This window comes from Tepidisphaeraceae bacterium, assembly GCA_035998445.1.
Classification (GTDB): Bacteria; Planctomycetota; Phycisphaerae; order Tepidisphaerales; family Tepidisphaeraceae; genus DASYHQ01.
The window spans coordinates 46575-72013 of record DASYHQ010000051.1 but is presented as its reverse complement, the minus strand read 5'-3'; the positions used below and the strand labels follow the sequence as shown (position 1 = coordinate 72013).

Genomic DNA, 25439 nt, shown 5'->3' with positions numbered 1-25439 from the left:
TCCTCCTCACGCTCTTCAAGGTCATCGGTTGAGCCTGGCAAAAACAGCCGCTAAGGCGGCCAGTCAGGCGAATGCAGGCCGGTCGCGGGTTGTCGTCCATTGCATCGCAGGGGCATCGGCGGTATTGGGGAATATCCGCACATGTCCCAAACGCCCGAGAACATCCAGACGCGCTCGTCCATGTGGCGATTCTTCGCCTACGTGCGCGACTACCGTGCGCTGTTGGCCCTGGCCATCTTCGCCGGCTTTGGCAAGTTCGCGCTGAACTACACCTTCCCGTGGCTCATCGGTTCGGCGATCGACCACGTCATTCAACCGCTCAACCCCGCGACGTGGGAGGAGCGCACGCAATGGCTCTGGCTGCTGATCGGGTTGGGCGTCGTGCTGTCGATCGCCCATGCGATCTCACACTTCGCGCGCGGGCACCTGTCGGCCAAGCTGGGCAACCGCATTATTCGTGATTTGCGGCAAGACCTGTTCGACCACCTGCATCGACTGTCGCTGCACTTCTACGCCAAGGAGCGCACCGGCAGCATCGTCAGCCGGATCATCACCGACATTCAGACCGCCTCGCAGATCATCAACGGTGGGCTGCTGAACCTGGCGCTGGACGTCTTCAACCTCGCGATCGGCCTGTGGCTGATCTTCGGCATCAACTGGAAGCTGGCGCTGGCGACGCTGGCGATCATGCCGTTGTACGGCGTGCTGTTCCGCAAGCTGAACCCGCGCGTGAAGACCGCCTCGGCGCGCGTGCAGAGCCAGATCAGCATGATCAGCGGCAACGTGCAGGAACGGCTCGCCGGCATCGCGCTCGTGAAGACCTACGCCGCCGAGAAGCGCGAGGCCGAACGCTTCCGTGAGGATACCGAGGAACACCTCGACCGCGTGATGACCCAGAGCAACCTCTCACAACTGGTGAGCGCCTGCAGCGAGGGGTTGATCCACATCGGCCAGACGATCGTCATCGGCTACGGTGGCTGGCTGGCGATCACCGGTGAGATCACCGCTGGCGAGGTGGTGAAGTTCCTCGGTTACCTCGCCGTCATGTACCTGCCCGTGCGGCGGTTCGCCGAGATCAACGTGATCTGGCAGACCAGCTTGTCGGCGATCGACCGCGTGTTCGAGGTCTTCGACATCACGCCGAAGATCGTCGAGAAACCCGACGCCCCGCGCGTGAGCCCCTCGCGCGGCGAGGTGCGCTTCGAGAACGTCAGCTTCGACTACGACGACGACAGCGACGAGACGCGCATCCAACTCGAGGAAACTGCCCGCGACTTGCCGCCCCCCAAGCCGCGCAACCACCCGGTGCTGGCCAACATCGTGCTGAACGTGGCGCCGGGCGAGCGCATCGCGCTGGTGGGGCCCAGCGGGTCGGGCAAGACGACGCTCGTCTCGCTGCTGCCGCGCCTGTACGACGTGAAGGCCGGCCGGCTGGTGATCGACGGGCTGGACGTGCGCGACTACCGTCTGCGCAAGCTGCGCAAGGCGATCGGCATCGTGCAGCAGGACAGCTTCCTCTTCTCCGGCAGCATCCGCGAGAACATCGCCTACGGCCGGCCCGACGCCACCGACGAGCAGATCCTCGCCGCCACCCGCGCCGCCAACGCCCACGAGTTCATCGAGCGCCTGCCCGACGGCTACGACAGCCGCATGGGCGAGCGCGGCGTGGCACTATCGGGTGGACAGCGCCAGCGCGTCAGCATCGCGCGGGCGATTCTAAAGGACCCGCGCATCCTCATCCTCGACGAGGCCACCAGCGCGCTCGACAGCCAGAGCGAATCGCTAGTCCAGCAGGCGCTGGAACGGCTGATGCAGGACCGCACCTGCTTGATCATCGCCCACCGCCTCAGCACGGTGCGCAACGCCGACCGCATCGTTGTGTTGGAGGCCGGCCACATCGTCGAGATCGGCAACCACGTCGACCTGCTCGCCCGCGGCGGCCTGTACGCCAAACTCGTCCGCCAACAGTTCGGCAACGCCGGCGACGTCGACCCCGCCGCCGACGCCCGCAACTGGAAACCAACCCACGGCATCGTCGCCCCGTAGCGCCGCGTCACGGGCCCCTCTTCTGTAGGACGGGCATTCCTGCCTGTCTCTCCCCCCGGCTTCCCCCGTATTCGGCCTTTGCCTCTCTTGGTGGGACGGACATTCTTGTCCGGACACATGCATTTGACGAAGCAACCGTCATCCTGAGGTACCCCGAAGGATCTCTTCGCGACGTAGTACGGGGGGAGATCCTTCGGAGTACCTCAGGATGACGGCTCGGTAACGGGCCACTTTCTCAAGTGCATCGGTCCGTTCTTGTCTGTCTCTATTACGCCTCTACGTTGAAAATGCGAACGCGAATCTCGCGAAGGGCGGACGCGAAGGACCGCGAAGAAGACGGCAAAGGTTCACCGCGGCGGTCTGGGTAAGCGCAAACGCGACTCCGTGCACCATTATGCACCATTCTGCACCATCGACTGATCGTGATGAGCTGCGTGATGCACCGCACGTCACCTATTCAATTGTCAAAGAGCGCACTGTCCTTCTTTACGCTCGCGCTGCGCCATCCACGCGCAATCGGCGCAACACTCTTTGTGTTTTCGTGGTTCGCTATTGGCCCGAAGACGTGATCACCCTTTCGTTACGCCGTACAAGATCTCCGCCGAGCGCAGCGTGTTCTTCACCAGCATGGCGACGGTCATCGGACCGACCCCACCGGGGACGGGGGTGAGGTAGGCGGCCTTCTCGCGCACCGCGTCGAAGTCGACGTCGCCGACGGTCTTCTTGGTGCCGTCCGGCTGGGCGATGCGGTTGATGCCGACGTCGATCACGGTCGCGCCGTCGCGCACGTGGTCGGCGGTGATCAAACCGGGCTTGCCCACCGCCACCACCAGCACGTCGGCCCGCTGGGTGTGCGCCTTCAGATCGCGCGTGGCGATGTGACAGGTGGTGACGGTCGCCATGCGCTCGGTCAGCAGCAGCGCGACCGGCTTACCAACGATCTGGCTGGCCCCCACCACGACTGCTTCGGCGCCGCGCAGGTCAACGCCGGTCGATTCGATCAGTTCGATCACACCCAGCGCCGTGCAGGGCGCGATCACCACATGGCCGTAGGTGACGTAACCGATGTTGGCCGGGTTCACGCCTTCCACGTCCTTCACGACGTCGATCTCGTACTGCAGCCGTGGCGCATCTAAATGGGCCGGCAGCGGCAGGTGCATCATGATGCCGGTGACGGACGGGTCGACGTTCAGCAAGCGAATCTGCTGTTTGAGGTGCTTCTGCGTCACGTCGGCCGCGAAGGTGATCAGCTGATATTCGATGCCCAGGGCCCGACACGCTTCGCCCTGCCGCAGCGCGTAAAGCTCACCGGCAGAGGTCGCGCCGACGATGATGGCCGTCAGCTTCACCGGCTTGCCAAGGGCGACGACGCCGGCCTTCACCTGTTCTTTAATGCGGCTGGAGATCGCGACACCGTCGATAATCGTGGCTGCCATAGGGCATGGGATTGTAAGGCACGGCTGGTAGATTGGCACGACGCGCCGCCGTTCAGAATTCCGGGCACGGGCGTGAGAAACCGACCGGCGGTGCGATAGAATCGAGGGATGGACCTCTTCGGCGACGTTCGTAAGAAAAACATGACCCGCGTCGCCCCACTGCCGGTGCGCATGCGGCCGCGAAACCTCGATGAGTTTGTCGGGCAGAGCCATTTCCTGGGCAAAGGGAAGTTGCTCCGGCGGATGCTGGAAGCGGACCGGCTTACCAGCGTCATTTTCTACGGCCCGCCGGGCACGGGGAAGACGACGCTGGCGTCGTTGATCGCGGGGTATACGAAGAGCCACTTCGAACAGGTGAACGCCGCCGCGGTGGGCGTGAAAGAGGTGCGGCAAATCCTCGACACCGCCCGCGATCGCCTGGGCAACACCGGCACGCGCACCGTGCTGTTTTTGGACGAAATCCACCGCTTCAACCGCGCCCAGCAGGACATTTTGCTGCCCGACGTGGAAGCCGGCCTGGTGATTCTGGTTGGCGCGACGACCGAGAACCCATTCTTCGCGGTGAACAGTCCGCTGATCAGCCGCAGCCAGATCTTCCAGTTCTCGCCGATTAGTGAGGAGGACATCAAAGCCCTCATCAAACGTGCGATCGCCGACGACGAACGTGGCTACGGCAAGATGGCGATCACCATCGACGACGACGCCCTGACCCACTGGGCCGTCACCAGCGATGGCGACGCGCGCCGGGCGCTCATGGCGTTGGAGGTCGCAGTCCTCTCAACCGAACGCCAGAAGACTAACCCGCAAGCGGGCGATCCGCCGGCGGCGGTGCTCACTTCAGTGAGCCCGTCTTCCGATGCTCCTGACGCCTCGTCCTCTCTACTCCACATCACCCTCGACATCGCCGAGCAATCCGTCCAGCGCAAGGCCATCGTCTACGACTCCACCGGCGACGAGCATTACGACGCCGCCAGCGCGTTCATCAAGAGCATGCGCGGCAGCGACCCGGACGCGGCCGTCTACTGGGTCGCCCGCATGCTGGAAGCGGGGGAAGACCCGCGGTTCGTCGCGCGGCGCATCGCAATCCTCGCCAGCGAGGACATCGGCAACGCCGACCCGCAGGCATTGGTCGTCGCGGCGGCGGCGTTCGACGTGTGCGAGAAGATCGGCATGCCCGAAGCGCAGCTTACCCTCGGCCAGGCCGCGATCTACATGGCAACCGCTCCCAAGAGCAACGCATCCGCCCTGGCGATCTGGGCGGCCATGAAGGACGTGCGCGAGGGCCGCACGCTGGCCGTCCCCAAGCATTTGCGCGACGGGCACTATTCTGGATCGAAGCGTCTCGGGCACGGTAAGGGCTACCAGTACGCCCACGACCACGAAGGGGGCTACGTCGATCAGGACTACCTCGGCGTCGAGCGAACTTATTACACCCCTACCGATCGGGGGTTTGAGGCCGAGATTGCCGCCCGTATGAACCGGTTAAAAGCTCGAAATTCGCCCGACCCGGGGGAGAATCCTCTTGCGGACACAGCCGAATGACCGAATGATATTATCGTCGACTGTGCGTTGCGTTACGCAAGGGTTAGTACGCGTATCGCAATGGCGGAGGAAAAGAGAGCCGTGCAGTGGGTAGTGGGCCGCGAAGACGCTCGTCCTCGTGACGCTTCACCACCCACCGCCCCCGGTTCGGCGACTACTTCTCCTCCACACGCAAGCAACGGCTGCTCGGGCTAACGATGGAGTTAGTCCGACCTAAAATAAGACGGCCGTTTCGGGAACCACGCGTGAGGAAACGACGTAATGTCTGATGTGAACGGCAAACCCGCCATCCGTCGCGAGCTGAAGGCAGCGTTGGCTGCCCACTCGGTCGTCGACCGGCACGCCAAGAGCGTCGCCGCCTGTGCGTTGCTGTCGGCGTCGCCCGAGTTTCAGGCCGCCAAGGTCGTCATGCTCTACCTGGCGATGCCCGAGGAACTGGACACCGCCAACCTCGCGCTGCGCTGCTGGCAGGCGGGCAAGACCGTCGTCGTGCCAAAGGTCTCCTGGGACCAGAAGCGCATGATGCCCACCGAGATCACCAGCCTCACCACCGGTTTGACCACCACCGGGCCTGGCGTTCGCGAGCCGGTGAGCGGCAAGCCGATTCCCGCCGACTTCGTCGACCTCGTCGTGGTGCCGGGCCTGGGCTTCTCGCCGACCGGGTACCGCATTGGTCGCGGCATGGGGTTCTACGATCGCTTCCTCGCCCAACCAAACTTTTGCGGTGTCAGCTGTGGCCTTGCGTTCGAATTGCAGGTGCTCGAACAGCTTCCCGTCCTTGAACACGACGTCCCACTGAGTATGCTGGTGACCGATAAGGGGATTCGTCGTTTCGCTACGAATTGCATCCAATCTTGAAGATTTTCGATTTGAGAGTTGCGATTTGCGATTGAACGGAGACGTTTGCTCTCCGATCGCAAGTCGGCAATCGCAAATCGCAAATCGAGAACACGGAGGTTCTCGTGAGTCGCAAGTCCCGCAAGCGGGTTAGCCGCGCTTTGATCGGCGTTCTGGCCTGCACGATCGTTGCTGGTTCCATCGTTTACTTCAACCGCTCGGGCCCGAGCGACGCCGTCGCCGCCGAGGCGGACACGACCGCTGCGCCCGCGCCCATGGCCAGCCCAGCGGCGTCCAACGCGACGCCCGTGGTCGTGAAGGCGAACGAACCCGCCAAGCCCGCCGCTCAACGGCCAACCCAGCCGCTGACGCCCGCGGGCATCACCACGTTCGCCGCCAGCGCAAATCCGATCGCGGCCAACCCAACGACCAAACCCACCGTCAGCGAAGCCGCCAGGCCCGCGCTAGCGCTGAACGCGTCCACCACGCGTCCTGCCGGCGCCGCTGCCCCAGCGGCGACGAACGTGCCGACGCTGACGCAGGCGAAGACCAAGGCCGACGCCGGCCAACTGCTGGCCGCCCGCAACGACTACAACGCCGCCCTTATCAACGGCCGCCTGTCGCCCGCCGACGAGCGCATCGCCAAGGCCGCGATCGCCGAGCTGAACAAGACGATCGTCTTCTCGCCACGCAAGTTCACAGACGACACCTGGGCCGGCACCTACGTCGTGCAGAGTGGCGACCGCCTGCAGAAGATCGCCAACACCCACAGCGTGACGTGGGAACTGCTCTGCCGCATCAACGGCATGACCGACCCCCGCAAGCTCCGCGCGGGCCAAACCCTGAAGCTGCTGAAGGGTCCCTTCCACGGCATCGTCAGCAAGAGCGGCTTCACGCTCGACCTGTACCTGGGCGCCCCCGGCGGCCCGGGCAGCATGTACGTCACCACCTTCCCCGTGGGTCTCGGTAAGGACGACAGCACGCCCTTGGGCACCTGGATGGTGAAGCCCGAGAGCAAGCTGAAGAACCCCACCTACTACAACCCCCGCGAGGAGGGCGACCGCATCGTCCAGGCCGACGATCCGCAAAACCCGCTCGGCGAATACTGGCTGGGCCTCGTCGGCATCGACGGCCACGCCGTCGGCAAGGAAAGCTACGGCATCCACGGCACCATCGAGCCCGACAGCATCGGCAAGATGGCCAGCCTCGGCTGCATCCGCCTCGTCAACGAAAACGTCGCCCAGGTCTTCGACATGTTCGTCGAGACCAAGAGCACGGTCGTCGTGAAGGACTAACCCTTCGCCGCGGCCGTCATGTGGACGAGTCGCAGATCGCTTAGATGGCAAAGGCGTCGGACACAAGTCCGACGCCTTTTGCTTTCCGTATCAGGCACCTGCGATGCACATTCACATTGATCGCGTATCCAATGATGTGATGTCGGGCAACAACGCGTTCGCGCCGCCCGTAGCATGGGCGTCCCGCCCATGACCACCAGCAGGACGAAGATCAGAACAAGTCACTATCCGCACAACCTCATCTGCGGCCACAACAACCTCTTCCGCTTCGACCACGGTCATGGGCGGAGCGGACGCGAAGACGTAAATCGACACCGCTCGAAGTACGCGCGTGCGACGTGAGTGCTCAGATGTCCCCCCTGACCACCGCCATCGAATGAAGACGGCCCACGAATGAGCACGAAGGGACACGAATAAGAGCAACGCATCGTGCACCGTACGCCTTCGTGATCATTCGTGGGCGCTCCGCAGTTCGAAGACACCTTCACCTGGCCTCGTAGACGCATCGCCGTCGTTCGCGGTTACGATGTGGCCGTGAACCTCCCCGCGACGCGCCCGTCCTCTCGCTCCACCTGGCGCCGCCGCGCCACCTATGCGGCCGCGTGCGTCGCGACGATCATCCTCGGCCTGGCCTCCCGCCGTTACGGCGGCGCACTGCCGCCGTTCCTGAGCCAGTACGCCGGCGACACGCTCTGGGCGGCGATGGTCTTCTTCGGCCTTTCGCTGCTGTTTCCCCATCGCCCGCCGTGGTTTCGGGCCACCGCGGCGCTGGCCTTCAGCTTCGCGATCGAGTTCTCGCAGCTCTACCACCGCCCCTGGCTGACCGACCTTCGCCACACCACCCTCGGCGGCCTCGTCCTCGGCCAAGGCTTCCTCGCCACCGACCTGCTCTGCTACACCGCCGGCGTCGGCCTCGCCTTCGCGGTCGACGCCCTGCTCATCCGCACCGCCAGCCACACCGCCAGCCCCCGCCGTCGCCGCTGAACATCAGCCGCGTTGACCGCAAGACGCCGAGCACGCCAATGTCGCCCCGTCGCGAGCCCACCCACAGGTTCCACACGTCCTAAAGAGCGATCCAGCATCCTCCTCTTCTCGGCGCTTCTTCCCACTGCGTCCTTCGCGTCTTGCGTTCAAACCCCTCTTCAGATCTGCCACGGCCCGCCCGCGACGCCTTCTCCCCACCCCGTCGATCGCCTACGGCGTCACCGTCCCCACCACCGGGGCCGACCACGGGCCAAGCTCCCCCTTGCGGTTCACGTACCGGCAGCGATACGCGAACGTGCGCGGCGCGGCCGTCTCTACCTCGTGCACAAACGGACTGCCAGACCGTTTCGGCAGGCGCAGCCACGCCTCGGCCCCGGTGGGCGCGCCGCCAGCGGTTCCCACGCCCGCGGTCGTCCCGGCGAACGCGATGATCACGCCATGCACCCCAGTCGGCAGGCCGTTGCCGTTCTTGTTGGCTGGGTTCGGGCCGAAGTGCCCGCGAATGCGCCCGCGATCGCCGAAGTACAAGCGCACGCCCGGCGTGGCGGTCGACGCCGCCAAAGCCGACGATTGACGTCGTCATCCTCCGCCTCGGCCTCAACCCCCTTGTGTCGAGACGAAATCTGCCGCGCTCGACCTCACGCCGACGGTGGAACCTTCATGGCCACGCGAAGCGGGCGACACGATTGTCGCCCCGACAGAACGGGACAGACCGACGGGTGAGACCGTTCCTCCCCTTGCCCGCCGGCCACTTGTCGCGGTCATGCTCCGGACAGTCGTCGTGTCTCCCCGATACGCTGGCCGTTCCCCTCCCCGTCCCCCGTTTCCCCCGCGTCCGAGAATATCGCCGCTCGTGCCACGGGCCCACCCGTCCCCTCCTGTCCGCCCGCGCCGCGGCGAACGGACAAGCGTACTCGGTCAATTAATTATGACTCTCGAGCCATTGATTTCGCCGCGCAACCAATTGATTCCGCTCCTCAAGCAATTGCTTATGACCCGCAACCAATTGGCCGCGCACCGCAATCAATTGGTTACGACGCGCAACCAATTGGCCGCGCACCGCAATCAATTGGTTATGACGCGCAACCAATCGGCCGCGCACCGCAATCAATTGGTTACGACGCGCAACCAATTGGCCGCGCACCGCAATCAATTGGTTACGACGCGCAACCAATTGGCCGCGCACCGCAATCAATTGGTTATGACGCGCAACCAATTGGCCGCGCACCGCAATCAATTGGTTATGAGGCGCAACCAATCGGCTGCGCACCGAAGTCAATCGGCCAAGACTCCGAAGCGACGCGCCGCCACCCGCCACACACCCCTCCCCCTCCCCCTCCCCCTCCCCCATCGATCGGCCGCGACGCCCGGCCCACTCGCCCAAGGCCGTAATTCAATGGCCCTCCGCGGCAACGCATCGGTCGGTCCTCACGGCCAACTCCCCCGCGCCCCGCCCCATGCGCGCGGCCTCCCCCGGCCTTCGCGACTCGCGGCCGACCAAGTCGCGAGGTTTCGCCTGCTCCGCGGCGCCGTCGCCGATCGCGATCCCTCTCGGGTTATCGTAGCGACAAACGAAAAGCGGCCCCTGACGGTGAGGTCAGGGGCCGCGTTCAGCAGTAGCAATGCGAGACATCGACGAACAAGTCACTTCACCGGGATCTCCACAAGGTTGGGTTCCCGGTTCAACCCCGTGACCGCCGACCGGTCGGCGGTGAACGCCGTCCGGAGCTGCCTGACCATCACCGGCGTGGCGGTGCCGGCGTTCTCCCATCCCTGCACGAGGCCGTACACGGTGTAGCTGTCCGACCGGGTGGTGATGAGGTTGCTGACCTTCACGAGCGTCAGCAGGCGTTCCTTGTACGTATCCACAGCACCATCGCCAAGCGCTACGTCTGCGGTTATGTCACCATCGACGGGTAATGCATCGGTCGTCTCGACCGACACCGCCGGCGGAGTTCTGGAAAACGCCCACATCTCCCCGAGGGTGGTGCCCACGGGTGCCAGTGGAACGCCGGTGTATGGAACACGGGCCAAGTCATACAGGCTGCGGAACGGCGTGTAGCCGTGACTCTGGCGATAGTCGACGATCGACTGTGCGATGTTGCGGTTGATGGCTTGGCTATCCGTCCAGGGCAACTGCGACAACACGCGCAGCGGGGCCGTATTGACGTTCACCAAGCCTTCGATGGGCGCATCGACTTCGGATGGCGCGTTCACAGTGTTGGCCCCGACGCCCTCCTTGCTGGCGACCGGTGCCGGAGGATCAGGATAGTAGGTGAACCCGGTGGCGGTCTGATAGCGGTAGTTGCGCGGCAGCACGTTGGGCAGGTAGTCGTCCTGCGGGTTCTGAATGGCGGTGAAGTAATCGAAGATGTCCGTGGCCCACCCGTAGCGAAGCGTCCCGCCATCGGTGGTCGACAGGTCGTTGCGCGCGCCCATGACGACCGGCACGAACCGCCCGACGTTCTCGGCGAACGCGGTCGGCCCCGGATCGCGCTGCCAGAACGTGCCGGCGGTGGGCGCCGAGTTCGTCAACGATGGCTGATTAGCGACCGCCGACGTATGAGGGAAGATGGCAACGTAGTATTGCCCCGCTTGAGCTACGCGGTCACCCGCGCGATAGGCCGTTGTGTCGGTCCACGCCGGCACCACCGGCGGCGTGAGCGTCGGGTCGGTCTCGGTATCGGTGTCCTCCGCCATCGCGGCGTCCATGGTGATGGAGTTGAGCTCGTAGAACGTGTTCGGCGTGGGGTCGACGCCCCCCAGCGGTGTGGGCACATCAACGCGGTACGCCCCGATGAACGGCACGTTCAACACGTCCCCCACGCGGGCAAAGCCACCGAACGGGAATCGGTTCGGAACAGCCGGATCCCGCAGCGCCTGCATTCCCGTAGCCTCGTTCCCTGGTAACGGGATGGGGAAGGTTACGGGATAGGACGCGGCCGCAGTGAGCGGTGTCAGCAGAACATCGTTCAATGTAATCGGAGGTGCGATCGGTGGGGTCCCGCCAACCGTTGAGTCCCACGGATCGTCCGTGGGTGGCAAATCGGCTCCATTACCACCGGCTGCGTTAGGTGTCCAAGGTGTCGTGACATTCACACCTTGATGTCGCGCAGTGGGCGTGGTGTCGTCGAAAGCTGTGCCCGCGTTATACCTACCAGGATAGACGAAGCGCCACCCTCGGCCGACGGTCACGCTTTCCCGGGCGTAGTGCCAAGCCGTGGCCGTCGTAACCGTACCATTCATTCCGGCCAAACCCGTGAAGTCAAACTGGTCTAATGGCACTAGCTCATCGTCGTTAACCGTAGAGGCAACCGGAAGGTACTGAACCATTGTTTCTGCTGGATCAATCGTTGAGGTTACAGTCGCCGCGTCAGGACCTCGCAATATAACCATCTCCTGGCTAAGCATCGCGGAACCGACACCGATAACCCCTTCTAGCCCGCTCACGTAGACGTAGTTTTTCGCGTCCGGATCGGTCGGTGCAACAGTCGTCGGGACGACACCTGTTACGGGCAACCCTGTAGTTGCGGGACGAGCCAACGCGTCGTTTCCTGCCGCCGGGCCGACCGCGTTGTAGTTCTCCAGCACGACGTAACCACGTGGGGGAATGACAACGCCTGGTCCGAAACTGGGAGTGGCGATGTTCGAAACGGCGGCAGTCAAGTCGAGTACGACGTTCGTCATGGTGACTAGATTCGTCGTGTAGGACGTATCATTTGCTCGCAGTACAGAGGCAATTCGGCAGTTACTAATGTCAATCGCCTTGTCGTGAGGATTATAGAGCTCGATCGCAATATATCCGGCCGGATTGGGGCCAGCTGCGGATGGCCGGATTCGGACGTTATCGGTGTTCACGTACACTTCAGTAATGTACGGCTGACGCTCGTGACCATAGACGCGGGCGGTAACGTTCGTATTTCCGGCACTGCTGGTCATTATCAGCGGCACATCACGATAGGTGATACTGTCATCGCTGTCGCGCAGATCCTCGGCGTTCACTGCGGCAATCGCGGCACGCAGGTACATCTGCATCTGCGATGTGAACCTTGGGGACGTGCCGTCAAATCCGCCGGTGGTATCCAGCGGCAAGGCACGTATTGACGAGCGGAACATGCGCGCAGGGTGTTGGTACGACGGATAGGCCGGCGGCGTCGAGACGTCCTGCACGGTATCGGCGGTGAACGGCGTCAAGGCGGCGAACTTGTTGCCGACATAAGGGTCGTTCAGCGTACCTGGGGACGTCGGCGTAGAAGGGGGTAGCCACAACGTGGCATCGGTCGGCGCAACGCGGAGCCGCTCATCGATGTACGCATCGAACGGTGTTGTGCCGACGGTCGTGCCACTCATCACTTGCCAGAACGAGCGGAACAGCTCGCCGAAGCCGGCGATGTTCAGACTGGTCTTCGCGGGCGTCTCCGTCCACGACTCGCGTGACCAAGCGGTGGACGCAGCGGTCGGAGCTAAGGGCGATCCCGTCAGGGTGAACTCGGTCGGCGTCGGGTTACCTGTGGCGGTTTCGAGGCGGCGGAACACCCGGGTGACGCCGCCGATCGTTTGGGTGACGAAGTTGCCGGGCGTATAGGTGGCGGCACCATTCCAAACGGCCGGCGCCACGTACGGCAGCATCGACGGATGCGGCACTGCGGTCGGGTTGGCCGATGCCACATAGTTCGACACGGGATTGCTCGCCGTCAACAGCGAACGGATCGAACGAATCAGCCGCGGCGTGGTGAGCTCGTAGGGAGACGCGTAGGAGTCGTTCGTCAACGGCGTCTGGTCGTACTCGTTGAAGACCGCTGCGCCGGCGACGTTGAAGTTCCAGTCGTACCAGTTGGAGACGCCGTTGGCCGGGTAGATCGTGAACGCGTTAAGCACGTCCTCGCCAACGTGGTTCAGCGCCGTCGCGTAGACCGAGGGCCCCAAGTACTTCTCGACCTCGGAGGGCGCTGCCTGGAACGGGAAGGTGACACCGGTCGGCGGATAGCCCGTGGCGTTCGGCGGGTCGGCGTTCTTCGTGGGGTCGATCAACGTGAAACGGTAGGCGAGCGCAGCGGTGTTCAGCTTCACATCCAGCGGCGCGTACTGATCGGTGCTGATGGTGTTGTAACTGGGGTTGAGCGTGCGCGCGATCGACTGGAAGAAGAAGGCCTCCCCCTGCGTGCCGTACACGAAGTCGGCGCGGGGCGATGCCGTCTCGGGCGGATTCGGTCCGCCCGCGGGGACCAGCGACGCGTTGTCGTCGTCGCCGCCGTTGCCGTCGCCGAAGCGGTACGGCGTCAGCGCTTGCATCTCGTTCGACGTGTCGTTGGCAGAATCGTAACCCGCGAGCATCTGCATCAGCCCGACGTGCGACGGGAAGAACCCGAGCGTCGCCGGCGGCGCCGTGATGGTGCCACCGAACGCGTTGCGCCGCTGGGCGATCGTGGTGCCGAAGTCGGTAACGTTGCTCCACGCGGTATTCACGTTCACGGCCGAGCCGTTGTCGATGATGCGGAGGGCGCCGTAGTAGGTCTTGCCGTTGGCGGTCGGGCCGGGCACGCGGAACAGCAGCGAGTCGGCGATGCCGTCGCCGTCGGCGTCGCCGGCGAGGTACTTGGCGGCGTTGCTGTTCCAGAACGCCGTGGTCGCGAAGGGCCAGCGGGCGCCGACGGCGGCCGTCGCGTCGAACACGACGCCGCGCCACGTGGCTAAGATGGGGTCGAAACGCACGACGCGAAAGGCGGGATATTCCTTGGATTGCGTGTCGGTGCCGTAGACGACGGATTTGGCGGTGGGGATGAAGGCGTAGCGCTGGGCGACGTCGAACGTCATCACCTGGCCCTTCTCGACGTCCTCAAACGATTGGCCGACGTCGCTGGCGAACCGCCAGGCGGGAACGCCGATCAGGTCGTTGGCAGGGGTAATCGCGCCATCGGCGTCCAGGTCGATGTCGAGCAGTTCCGGCAGGCGGGTGGCCAGCCACTTGTCCTTCGACTCGCCGGTGATGGGGTCCATCATTGGGCCGTCGAAGTGTTCGTAGGCGGGGTCGTTGGGGGCGCGGTAGCCGGTGCCGAACAGGTCGCCGACGATCGCGTCTTGGGCAAACTGGGCGACGGTGTCGATCGGGGGCTGGCCATCGCCCAGCGCGGCGTTCTGGCGGTCGAGGCGCGTCGTCGAGATGAACGCCGTCCCCATGATCGCCAGCAGCACGAGCACGGCGACCACCATGATCAAAATCGAACCGCGGCGGCCGCGCCCCGGCGCGCGGCGCGGCCGCGACGGCGAGGCGGCAATGTCGGTGGCAATGCGATGGAAGGGGAAAGTCATGACACGTCTCGCGTTAGTTAACCTTGAAGATCATCTCGACCGGCTGCGGGTTCCGCAGCCGCCCCTGCGCGTCCTGCATCGTGTAGGTGACGCGGATCAGCTTCGGCCAAATCGTTGGGGCATCGGCGCTGGTCCAGGCCGTCACGTACTGCCGGTTGGTAGCGGCGCTCGGATGAGTCACTGCCAGCGGAGTCCCGGGGAAGCTGGCCGGCTTATCATCGAATTCCGTGGAGGTGCCTTCGTTCTTTTCGAACGTAGCAGCGGAGACGAACCACTTGAACGGTATAACGTCCCGGTCGCCATCGATCAGGCCATCGCCATTCACATCGCGAGGAAACCCGTAGTATCGCACCTGCTTAATCCAAGTCGCGTCATCTGAAGGGTCGAACTTCTCAACCGCGAAGTCGATTACACCATCAGGAAGAGGGGCCGACACGTCACCCATGTCTGTGCCTGTCGAAACCTGCGTCACGTAATCGCCCGCAAACTCGGTAATGAAGTCGGACGCTCCTGGCAAGAAGAGCGGGGCGGTCTTCGCCGCACCCGCGGACGTCAGTGGTCGCTGTGGGTACGGATCCGCTTGGAACGGGTAGTCGAGGAAGTTCCACCACGTACCTACCAGCTTAGACGCCACGCGAGCGAACGTATCGGTCGAGGTGCCGTTTAGACCCACCAAATCATACCGAGATTCTTGGACACGAGGCTTAGCCGTTGCGGGGTCGTTCGTGGCAGGCGAGTTGTACATGAACGGTCGCATGTCGTTCGTCGTGCTATTGTCGTCGTCAATGAAGTATTGCGGCGTACCCGCCTTGTCCAAGATCTGACCCGACGCATCCTTCGTCTTCATCAACAGCGCCACGCGTCCGAGCGTCCACTGGCGAGCGAAGTAGTTGTTTGGATTCGTGGAGAATGTGGAGCCGGCGTTCGGATTGATCGACCCCGGCAAGATTGGCTGATTGGCGTTGCCGTTGTAGAAGAACGCGCCGCCGTTATCCGGCAGCAGCAGGTGGCCGTACCACACGTATGCTTGGTCGGCGGTCACGTCGGACGTGAGGTAGTTGTCATTGCCGCTTTGCCGGTGGAACTCGCCTGTAACGAACATGCCGAGCCGGTCGGTGCGGAACCGGGTGCGGTTCGCGGAAGGCTGGCTGTCGCGGAGCGGATCTTGATCGCGGGTGGCTGGGTCAAGATAACCCAGGGTCGTGCCGGACCAGATCGCAATGCCGGGATTGGTGTTCGCCAGCCCACCGAAGTCGGTGGCGAACACGGTCTGTGCCGCACGTTGGTCGCGGGTAGAGGCGGACAGGGCCATGCCGGCGCCGATCGTCTCGCCGGTGAGGCGGAAGACCGTGGCGATGCCCAGGATCAGGATCAACGCGATCGCGATCGAGATCAGGAGTTCGGTCAGCGTGAAGCCGCGGGCGTATCGATGGGACATTGTATTACGCATTAAAGGCTCCCCCCGACACGGACCGCGACGTCCAGCACGCGACCGTCGAATTCTTCTTTCTCCAAGCCGTTGTTATTCGGATCGGGCCTCACCACATTCGCGTAACCGCGTCCGAGTATGAAGGCGATGGCCGATCGCGGAGCATCAGCGGGGGCGTCGCGATCGGCAGGATCTGGGGGGAGGTTTTCCTTGTCGCTGGCCAGATCGCTTCCGGGCGCCAGGTCCCACACCGTCCCGCCGACGCTCGCAGGGGTCGACGAGCGCCCGACGACGCGGTACGAACGGCCGTTGAGGGTGCCGGGCAGGTAAGGCGATGTCGGGTCGAAAGGTGCGCCGTCATACGGGGCGGCCACATTGTCATCCGACACGATGATCAGCGTGCCCTCGCCGACGGCGGGCGTGTAGTCGGGAACCTCATCCACGGGGACGTTTCCACCCCCGACCCTGGTCAAATTCAGGACAGGCGTTGGTGCCGTGCGGACTGCGGGCAGCACTTCAACGGTGTCTGGACCGTCGGCGCGGTTGACCAGAATCACGCGGATGAGCTTTGGTTGCAGCGTGGCCCAAGGTTGCTCTTCATCCGCGTCGTCTGGCGTTGGCGTGGCCGCGGTGCTATCGAACCGCAGCAGATCCTGGGCGTCGAACGTGGGCCGGTTGCGGATGGTGGAGACCCCGTAAATCACATGCGGCGCCTTCGGCAACAACTCCTGATCGCGACGATAGAAGAACGTCCAAGCGAACCTTGGATCGGCCGAATCGATGAAGCTGCCCTTGGTGCGATCCCACAGTGTGGTCCCAAGTGCGGCAGGCTGACGTGGATCACGCGGGGCGTAGTACGCGCCGGCGGCACTGAGAGCGCCGGTGTAATTGAAGCTATCCGTTAGCAGGTCCAACGGGTTCGCGTTATTTACGGTTATGAGGTTCGGTAGTGTGGCCGCCGCGTTTTCCAGCACGCGCGCCGCGGTCGTTTCTTCGACAGTACCTTGGGCCTGGCGAATCGCAACGGGGAAGACGGCGGCGATCATGATGAAGCCGACGCCCAGCACCATGACGGCGAACATCACCTCCACGAAGCTGAAGCCGCGGCGAACCGATAAATTTGGCATAAAGGTCGTCATGGGCTATTCGCTCCGAACCAGGGTGCCGTTGTAACGGTTGACCAGCAGCAACAGGCCATTGTTGGCGATCCAGTTTTCCTCATCATCGCGCTCGGTCGCGAAGGTCGCCGTGCCATACGTGCCGATCTCGAAGCGTACGTCCTCTTCTGTGCCAGGCGCGTTCAGGAACGGCTCGCGCTCGTAGAGCATCATCGCGGTGTGTGTGCGCAGGTCAGGCAACGTGCCGACGGGCGTCACGATGCCGCTGGCGTCCATCAGCAGGGCCAACGGCGTCGCGGTTTCGATCGAGTAGGCGTTGGTGCTGAGTTGCCCGTAGGCGTCGAACATGATGACGCCGGTGCGGAGGAATTGATCGTTGTTGTTGGGCTCGCCCTGAACGTCGTTTACCAGTTGCAGGCCCACGCCGGGCTGCAGGTATTCCACATCGGCATCGAACACTTCGAGCGTGGTGGGTGGCAGTTCACCCCAGAACGAATTAACGCCACTGACGCTGTCGGGGTCGGGTGGACGATTGGTAGTCAAGCTGCTGGGGATGCCGGCTTCGACGATGCAGCGGTATCGTTTCGTAACGAACTTGCGATCGACCGCCCGTGCCGCGCCGGTGGCCGGGTCGGGCGCGTTGCCGACGGCCGCCTCGTCGGGCGAGTTGCCCAGCCCGCCGCCGGCGTTGCCCGTGTCCCAACCGGCGTAGTAGACGATGTCGCCGAAGCGATAGGTGACCGGGGTGCCGGCTGCAGCGGTGGTGGTCCAGGCGTTGTATTCGTCCTCGCCGCTGGTGGCGTCGCCACCCATGACGATCGCCATGGCGGTGCGTTCGTTGGTGCGATCGAACCAGAACGCGACGCCCATCGAACGCTGCTGGTTGATCGCCTCGCTGCGGGCGCGGCCGAGCATGGCGCCCACGACGTTCTGGGCGGCGTCGACGCTGCGCGACCCGGTGATGAAGTTGAACGCCGGCAGCGCCAGCACGATCAGGAGGACGATCAGCGTGATGACGACCAGCAGTTCGGTCAGCGTGAAGCCGGCGCGGCGAACCGCGACTCGCAAGTGCCGTGGGCTAGGTGCCCATCGAACGAGCGAGAGACCGTGCGCGCTGCGCCGGTCTCGGCGCGACTCGCGGTCACCCGTCGGCGTTGGGCATTCGGCAGATGGCGTGCGGCACTGGCTCATCGGTTAATTCTCGAAGGAGTAAAGGTTGTCGTCGCCGCCGTTGATGTCGTCGGTGACATCGTCGGGGGTGCCTAGGACGCCGTCTGTCCCTGCCGTGCGACCAAACACACCGTCGGGGCCGGGCATGCGACCGAAGATGCCATCGGGACCGGCCGAGGCGAAGAACGGGCGGTTATTCGGAGCCCGCACGGGATTGGGCGTGGTTAGCGTCTCTTTCGTCCACACGCCCTCAAGCCCGCCGGGAGGCACGAAGATGATGGGGTTGTTCCAAGCGTCGAGCAGGATCGGCGTCGTGGTGTTTTCCACAATCCATGGGGCGTTTGGTTGGCCGGGGGCATCTGCTGTGGTCGAGGAATGGTCGCGAATGCAGATGTAAACCGGGCTGCTAGAGGTCGGGTGATGCACCCGGTTCTGGAACGCGACGTAGGAGCTGCCGGCGGCCCAATTGGTTGCCGTTGGCGTGCTCGGGGGCGGGCCGCCTGCCATGATCTGGTCGGAACTGAGTTGAGCGAGCGCCGCCTTGTTCTCCGGCATGGCCGTCAGCAGCGCGAAGAAACTGCGCGTGAACGACACCTGCGGCCCGTTGCGAGCGCCGGTGGCAGCGTCTTCGTTCACGTCGCCGGGGGCAGCAATTGAGCCGCTGAAGCCAGTCAGCTTATTTTTACGTTCATACTCGGCCAGCATCGACTTCGCATTATTCAGGGTGACGCGTGCCGCGCGGGTTTTCGAACTTTCGTTCAGGCGGCGCATGCCGACGACGAGCATGGCGGCCAAGATCGAGATGATCACCAGCGCGACGAGGATCTCGACCATGGTAAAACCGCGTCGGCTTATCTTCACTGCGTTCTCCTCGCTAGCCTTGGGGGAATCGGCCGATCGTCCGCTACAGACACTATTCGCGATGTCCACCGCGATCGGACAGCCCAAACGCCATTTCATTGCTCCAAGACGGGTGAAGCTGGGCGGGTTGAGGGGTCTACCGGTTCGGGCGCAATGATGCCCTCGTAGCTGTAGAAGTTGTCCTCGAGCGTGAGGAACTTCATGTCCGGGCCGGCCGAGACGAAGAACGGGCGGTCGCGCAGCGCCATGCCGATCTGCGGGTCGAACCGCGGCATGTAGACGATGGGCGTGCCCCACGGATCGCGCAGCTGGCCCTTGTTGTAAATCGTGGCGGGCTGGTCGTTAATGACGGTCATGGGCAGATCGGTCCCGAGCAACGCCAGCACGATTTGCTTGTTGTTGCCGATGGCATTCTGGCGAAGGCGGTTCTCGTCGATCGGCCCGCTGGCAGGGATAAGCGGCGGCACGTCGGGCAGCTGGCCGGTGCGCTGCTGGTATTGCGTGACGGCGTCGTCGAGCTTGCGGAGGATGTCCTTGGTGATGTCGGTGGCGTAACCGACGCGCACGCTGCGGGCCAGGTTGACCATGAGGCCCAGGACGATGATCAGCACGCAGACGACGACGAGCATCTCGACGAGCGTAAATGCCGAACGGCGAACGCGCACGCGGCCGGCGGATGTCGCAGCGTAGAACGGGCAGCGGTCACGTCGCGTTACCATTGATCGTCTGGAGCGTGGCTGAACCGATTGCGCGAAGTTTAACGTGAGAAGTTGGTGACGTCGTCGCAGTTGGCCACTTCTGCGGTAGTAGGCGAAGAGGCTGCGGTGTCTTTGATGATCGGGCCGAAGAGCCCATCGTCACCCGCGCTCCAAAGGATGAACGGACCGGTCGCCTTGGCCGATTCACCGGCAGCGTCGATACCGCCGCTGTGGTCCAAGTCGCCCATCATCCCGGTGAAGCGGGCCAATGGCTTACCAACGAATTTTGTCGCGTCAGCTTCGTGTGCGAACAGGCTGATATCCGTTGCTCCACCTTGTGCCCGTGTGTCGAAATAGTTGTACTGCGGCTGAACGTTGGCCGTCGCCGGGGTGTAGCGGTTTACAGCGATGTAACCGCCGGCAGGATTGGCCAAGCTCTGGGAATTGGTCTTCACGACGTACAGGATCGGGTTGCCGTTGATGTCGAGGAAGGTGACCGAACCGTCGAGCGGTTCAGAGAGGGAAATCGAGCCGTCCTTAATGTACGGCCCCCAGACCTTGCCTTGGGCGCGCAGGCGAAAGCCAGGACCGTCGGCACCGTCCTGAAGGGGCACGACAGTGGCCGCGGGATTCGGCGTTTCATCGGCCACGAACGGGCCAATCAACGCGCGGCAGAGGATCTGGGCACCGGTGGGAGGATTGGGGCGCTGAGCGCTGTTGGAAAGGCCTGCCGCATATTGCGGTCGCGGAAAATCACCAAAATCAGCCCGATATGCGTCCAAAGCCACGGAAATTGTCTGGAAATCGGCTGCGATGCGCGTCTCGCGGCCCTTCTTGAGCGAGCGGTTGACGGTTGGGATCAGGATGCCCAACAGCAGCACCACGATGCCGATGACGACGAGCAGCTCGATCAACGTGAAGGCCGTGCGGCGTTGGCTGGTCATGGTGTGGCTCACTTGACTGGGCTGAAGTTGCAGATGTCGTCCTTCGTGCCGTATTTCCGATCCTTACCTGCGCTGATGAGGACGTAGGTGTCCTTCTGGACGGCCACGTGCTGGTTGAGTGTTGCAACGGTGAGTGCTGGGCCGGTCGTGAGTTTGGGATTGATAAAGTACGCTTCGACGCCCGCGGCCCACCACGGAGGGGTATGGTCGGGGTCTTCCGGGAAGTCGGCTTCGAAGCCGACAATGTCAATGCCGTAGTAACCAAACTCGCGAATGTCGTACTGGAGCGTACCAGTCGGATCAACGACTCCTTGCGCCCCCGCCCGTGCACGGATGTAAATAACCGGCAACGGATCACCACCAAAGCCATCCAGGAACTCGGGGATCGCTGAATCAACGGGATCAGTTGTATTGCCGATCCCGATAGGTCCGGCCAGTTCCCCGACGCTAAGTCGTTCCGCACTCGCCTCGATATAGGCAGGAAAAAGCTTTTCACGCGCGCCCAGAGAAGGTGTTCCCCTTCCCAGGTAGGCCGCGTCATACTCGAAGCGGACGGGTGCAGTGCGTATGTATTGGAGACCGCCTACAAGCGACAACACCAGGTTTTCAGACTGGGTGATATTGCCATCCTGCAATGCCGCTGGCCCCAACGGCAGGGTTGCTGGTGGGATGAGGAACTTGGCACCCCTGTCAGCGATCGTGTCGTTCGAGAATACACCCGGATAGGCTCGGAAATCCGCATGATAGCGCTCGATCGCGCTCGCCAGTGTCGAAAGGACCTGCTGGCTGTTGGCGGCGTTGGCAGAAGCGCGGACGCGGCTGACGGTCGGCACGAGGATCGCGATCAGCACGCCGATGATGCCGATGACCACCAGCAGTTCGACCAGCGAGAACCCGCGGCCCGTGGGCCGGGCAGTTGGAATGGGCGACAGGTTCATGCTCCTCCTCTTCAAATCCGATGCGTTGGGGCCAGGCTTTGTGGCATCAATGATACCCTTCCCGCCCCCGCTGCGGGCAGGCTTCCTTAGCACTCGATTGTTAAAGCAATCGATGAGGAAGCCCAACCGCAAGCGGTTGATTTCAAACTTGTTACGTGCGACACACCCCGGCAACGCGTGTCGGCAACGGCGGTTTCGTTAGCTGCCCGACACGGTCTGGATCAGGGTGATCATGGGTGCGAACAGCGCGATGACGATGAAGCCGACGATTACGCCGAGCACCACGACCATCACCGGTTCCAGAATGCTGATCAGCGAGCCCACCAGCACGTCGACGTCGCTGTCGTAGTTGTCGGCGACCTTCATCAGCATCTTGTCCAGGTCGCCGGTTTCCTCGCCGACGTCGATCATGTTGACCACGATGGCGTCGCAGACCTTGGTGGCGCGCAGCGGGTCGGCCATGCTTTCACCTTCGCGGATGGCATCGTGCACCTTGCCCAGCGCCCGGCTGTAGACCTCGTTGCCGCTGGTTTCCTTGGTGATGTTGATGGCGTCCAGAATCGGCACGCCGGCGCTAATGAGCGTGCCCAGCGTGCGGGTGAAGCGGGCGATGCTGCTCTTGGAGACGATCGAGCCCAGAATCGGGATCTTGATCAGCGTGAGGTCGGTGGCGTACTTGCCGCCCTCGCTCATGCGGATCAGTCGCAGCGAGACCATGATGATAATGGGCGAAAACAGCACGTACGCCCAGCCGTAATCGTTGGCGAACCAACGGCTTACGGCCAGCAGCGCCTTGGTGATGCCAGGCAGCTCAACCTTGAAGTCCAGGAAGATCTGCTCGAACTTGGGGATAACGAAGATCATGATCATCGACACGATCGCGACGGCAATGCCGATGACGACCGCAGGGTAGATCATGGCACCGACGACCTTCTTCTTCAGCTTGGCGGCCTTTTCCATGAAGTCGGCCAAGCGGTTCAGGATAAGGTCGAGCACGCCGCCCAGCTCGCCGGCGTTGATCATGTTGACGTAGAGCTTGTCGAACGCCTTGGGGAACTTGCTCATGGCGTCCGAAAGCGTGCCACCGCCTTCGACCTCGTCGGCAACGCCACCAATGATGGCCTTCAGCAAGCCGGGCTTCTGTTGTTCTTCGAGAATCTGCAGGCTGCGCAGGATGGGCAGGCCAGCGTCCTGAAGCGTGCTGAGCTGGCGGGTGAAGCCCACCAGCTGCTTGCGCGGCACGCCACCAAAGCTCAGCGGCATCTTCTTTTTGACTTCGACCGGACCGGCGGCCTTCTTGCCGACCTTCTTCTTGGCGGCCTTTTCGCGGACCTTGGTGGGGAAGTACCCCTTGCCGCGGATCTTGGCAATCGCCTCCTCGTGCGAACCGGCCTCGATCACGTCCTTGACCTCTTGGCCGGACGAGTTCATCGCTTCAAACGTAAACGTCGGCATGCAAATACTCCGCTATGCGTCGCCTGGGTGTGAATTGCTACGCCAATTGTACGCGATGTCCACCGAGCTGGCGCAGCAAAAAATGCCGGGGGAGCAATAGCGAACGCGGTTTGCTGAATGATGGGAGGTTGCACCGCCAACGGAAGACAAGGATGGCCGCTCCGGTCCCTCTCCCGCATGCTTCGGGAGAGGTTAGGTGAGGGTGCCTTTTGTTCGTCAGTAGTTCGAAATCACCCTCACCCTAACCCTCTCCCGGGGTACCGGGAGAGGGGACCAGAAACCCTTCTGCTCTTCCCTTGGCGTCGCTGACGCTCGGCGGGTAAGTCTCTTCGTCATTCAGATTGGGCTCGGGGCTTGGCCGGCGCGGTGGCGAAGGTAGAATCTCAGGCCCATGTCGATCCGCAATTTACGGCGTCACCGGTTTGCCAGCATGATTCGGTCCGTTCGAGCGACCAGCCTGATGGCGATCGTCGCGTCGGCCTGGTTGCTGGCGGTCCCTTCCACCCTTCTGGCACAGGCGAAACCAAATATGCAGGACATCAAGGTCGATTCTCTCCGCCCGCATCCGCGGTTGTTTGTTTCGCCGGAGCGGCTGAAAGACGTGAAAGAGCGGATCGCCACCGATGGAGTATCACGGAAGATCCATGAAAGCCTGACGCGTCTGGCGGCGGAACTGCTGGATGTGCCGCCGGAGCATTACGAGGTCGAGGGGCGGCGATTGCTGGCAGTCTCGCGCACGTGTCTGCGGCGCATCGGTGTGCTGAGCCTGGTGGCGCTGCTGAACGACGACGACCGAGCCGCCCGCAGGGCGATCGACGAGATGCTCGCGATCGCGGCGTTCCCGGACTGGAACCCGTCGCACTTTCTCGATACTGGTGAGATGGCCCTTGCGATGGCGATCGGGTACGACTGGCTTTACGACCGCCTGTCGGCCGACGAACGGGCCCGCATTCGCACCGCGATCATCGAGTTGGGTTTGAAGCCGTCGCTGGTGGAGCCGGAACCGGGCTGGGTGCGGGCGACGAACAACTGGAACGCGGTCTGCCACGCCGGCATGGCCGCCGGTGCCCTTGCAGTGGCGGAGGACGAGCCGGCGATGGCGCAACGCATCGTCGTGCGGGCCATTCGCAACCTGCCCGCCTCGGCCGGGGTGTACGCGCCCGACGGCGCGTACGGCGAGGGGCCGATGTACTGGTCGTACGGCACATCGTTCCACGTGGTGCTGATCGACCTGCTGGCCAGCACGCTCGGCTCCAGCTTTGGCTTGGCCGATTTGCCCGGCTTTCGGGAGAGCGCGACCTACTACGTACAGATGGTGTCGCCGCGCGGGCAGTACTACAACTATTCCGACTGCAACCTCGGCGGGCGCGGTGAACTGGAACCGGCGCTGCTGTGGTTCGCCGCGACGGCAGATCGGCCGGAACTGATCACGACGCATCTGCGGCAGCTGGATGCGGCGCTGCAACGATTCGAGCGAAAGCCCGCAGGGGCCGATCAACGCCTGACGCCCTTTGCGCTGCTCTGGCACCGTCCACTGCCCGCCGGCGCCACCGACGCCCCCACCCCGCTGCCGTTGCACTACACGGCCAGGGGCGAGACGCCGGTCAGCGTGCATCGCAGCGCGTGGAACGACGCCAACGCGGCCTTCGCCGGCATCAAGGGGGGCAGCCCCAACGTGTCGCACGCGCACATGGATATCGGATCGTTCGTCATCGAGGCCGACAACGTTCGCTGGGCGATCGATCCGGGAATGCAGGATTACCACTCGATCGAACAGCTTGGGATGAAGCTTTGGGACAAGAAGCCCGACGCCGATCGCTGGAAGATCTTCCGCATCGGCCCGCACGGCCACGGGATCCTTCGCTTCGACGACGCTCAACAGCACATCCGGGGCAACGGCCACATCGTGCGCTTCAGCGGCGACGGCGACATGCCGCACACGGTGGTCGACCTGTCGGGCGTTTACCCGGCGCAGACGTCGCGCGTGTTGCGCGGCTTGGCGATGCTGCCCGGCCGGCACGTGCTGCTGCAGGACGAGTGGACGGCGAACGCCGACGTGCGCCACGTGACGTGGCAGATGCTGACGACCGCCGACGTGGAGATCGGCGACAAACAGGTCGTGCTGCGCCAGGACGGAAAGCAGATGCGGCTGGACATCGACTGCCGCGACGCGTTCACGATCGAGTCGACCGAGGCCGCGGCGCTCATGCAGCCGTTCGACGCGCCCAACCCCAACACGCGCATGATCCGCATCCGCCTGGCGGCGACGAAGGAACAACCGCAAACGCTGCGCGTGCTGTTCACGCCCGGATCGACGGAAGCAGAAGGCGCGTTTCCCTTGGAACGATCAGTGTTGGACTGGTCGGCGGCGCGGTGA

18 protein-coding genes are annotated in these 25439 nt (G+C 63.6%); 6 read left to right on the top strand and 12 right to left on the bottom strand.

What is annotated here, in order from left to right; translation table 11 throughout:
• Nucleotides 1-141 precede the first annotated feature (141 nt).
• Nucleotides 142-2046 (top strand): ABC transporter ATP-binding protein, encoded by a 1905-nt coding sequence (locus VGN72_19350; GenBank protein ID HEV7301529.1) that lies wholly within the window; start codon nt 142-144, stop codon nt 2044-2046.
• A gap of 569 nt (nt 2047-2615) precedes the next feature.
• Here the strand turns inward: VGN72_19350 and VGN72_19345 are convergent.
• Nucleotides 2616-3482 carry a bifunctional 5,10-methylenetetrahydrofolate dehydrogenase/5,10-methenyltetrahydrofolate cyclohydrolase gene (locus VGN72_19345; GenBank protein ID HEV7301528.1) on the bottom strand — a complete coding sequence of 289 codons (867 nt, stop codon included), beginning with the start codon at nt 3480-3482 and terminating at the stop codon, nt 2616-2618.
• A 108-nt stretch (nt 3483-3590) separates the two neighbouring features.
• On the opposite strand from VGN72_19345, the gene VGN72_19340 reads away from it, so the two are divergent.
• The 4 genes from VGN72_19340 (at nt 3591) to VGN72_19325 (ending at nt 8140) form a co-directional block, all read left to right on the top strand.
• Nucleotides 3591-5024: a replication-associated recombination protein A gene (locus tag VGN72_19340; protein HEV7301527.1), complete on the top strand. Its 1434-nt coding sequence runs from the start codon at nt 3591-3593 to the stop codon at nt 5022-5024.
• 261 nt (nt 5025-5285) lie between these two features.
• Nucleotides 5286-5882, top strand: a complete 597-nt coding sequence (locus VGN72_19335) for a 5-formyltetrahydrofolate cyclo-ligase (protein HEV7301526.1) — start codon at nt 5286-5288, stop codon at nt 5880-5882.
• Between the two features lie 104 nt (nt 5883-5986).
• Nucleotides 5987-7156, top strand: a complete 1170-nt coding sequence (locus VGN72_19330; protein HEV7301525.1) for a L,D-transpeptidase family protein — start codon at nt 5987-5989, stop codon at nt 7154-7156.
• 456 nt (nt 7157-7612) lie between these two features.
• On the top strand, nt 7613-8140 hold the full coding sequence (locus VGN72_19325) for a DUF2809 domain-containing protein (GenBank protein HEV7301524.1): 528 nt from the start codon (nt 7613-7615) through the stop codon (nt 8138-8140).
• Nucleotides 8141-8350: 210 nt separating this feature from the next.
• Here VGN72_19325 and VGN72_19320 read toward each other — a convergent pair whose 3' ends face one another.
• From VGN72_19320 to VGN72_19270, 11 genes are all read right to left on the bottom strand, one after another.
• Nucleotides 8351-8701: a hypothetical protein gene (locus tag VGN72_19320; GenBank protein HEV7301523.1), complete on the bottom strand. Its 351-nt coding sequence runs from the start codon at nt 8699-8701 to the stop codon at nt 8351-8353.
• A gap of 361 nt (nt 8702-9062) precedes the next feature.
• Nucleotides 9063-9419, bottom strand: a complete 357-nt coding sequence (locus VGN72_19315; GenBank protein ID HEV7301522.1) for a hypothetical protein — start codon at nt 9417-9419, stop codon at nt 9063-9065.
• A gap of 365 nt (nt 9420-9784) precedes the next feature.
• Complete coding sequence (locus VGN72_19310; GenBank protein HEV7301521.1) at nt 9785-14449, bottom strand: helix-hairpin-helix domain-containing protein; 4665 nt, start codon at nt 14447-14449, stop codon at nt 9785-9787.
• Nucleotides 14450-14462: 13 nt separating this feature from the next.
• On the bottom strand, nt 14463-15887 hold the full coding sequence (locus VGN72_19305) for a prepilin-type N-terminal cleavage/methylation domain-containing protein (GenBank protein ID HEV7301520.1): 1425 nt from the start codon (nt 15885-15887) through the stop codon (nt 14463-14465).
• Between the two features lie 11 nt (nt 15888-15898).
• A complete protein-coding gene (locus VGN72_19300) occupies nt 15899-16948 on the bottom strand; it encodes a hypothetical protein (GenBank protein ID HEV7301519.1) in 1050 nt (349 codons plus the stop codon).
• A 72-nt stretch (nt 16949-17020) separates the two neighbouring features.
• Nucleotides 17021-18064 carry a prepilin-type N-terminal cleavage/methylation domain-containing protein gene (locus tag VGN72_19295; protein HEV7301518.1) on the bottom strand — a complete coding sequence of 348 codons (1044 nt, stop codon included), beginning with the start codon at nt 18062-18064 and terminating at the stop codon, nt 17021-17023.
• A 126-nt stretch (nt 18065-18190) separates the two neighbouring features.
• Nucleotides 18191-19027 carry a type II secretion system protein gene (locus VGN72_19290; protein HEV7301517.1) on the bottom strand — a complete coding sequence of 279 codons (837 nt, stop codon included), beginning with the start codon at nt 19025-19027 and terminating at the stop codon, nt 18191-18193.
• Nucleotides 19028-19122: 95 nt separating this feature from the next.
• Nucleotides 19123-19746: a hypothetical protein gene (locus tag VGN72_19285; protein HEV7301516.1), complete on the bottom strand. Its 624-nt coding sequence runs from the start codon at nt 19744-19746 to the stop codon at nt 19123-19125.
• 38 nt (nt 19747-19784) lie between these two features.
• Nucleotides 19785-20669, bottom strand: a complete 885-nt coding sequence (locus VGN72_19280; protein ID HEV7301515.1) for a hypothetical protein — start codon at nt 20667-20669, stop codon at nt 19785-19787.
• Nucleotides 20670-20677: 8 nt separating this feature from the next.
• A complete protein-coding gene (locus VGN72_19275) occupies nt 20678-21607 on the bottom strand; it encodes a type II secretion system protein (protein ID HEV7301514.1) in 930 nt (309 codons plus the stop codon).
• Nucleotides 21608-21805: 198 nt separating this feature from the next.
• Complete coding sequence (locus VGN72_19270) at nt 21806-23062, bottom strand: type II secretion system F family protein (protein ID HEV7301513.1); 1257 nt, start codon at nt 23060-23062, stop codon at nt 21806-21808.
• 391 nt (nt 23063-23453) lie between these two features.
• Between VGN72_19270 and VGN72_19265 the strand changes: the two genes are divergently transcribed.
• Nucleotides 23454-25439 (top strand): heparinase II/III family protein, encoded by a 1986-nt coding sequence (locus tag VGN72_19265; GenBank protein HEV7301512.1) that lies wholly within the window; start codon nt 23454-23456, stop codon nt 25437-25439.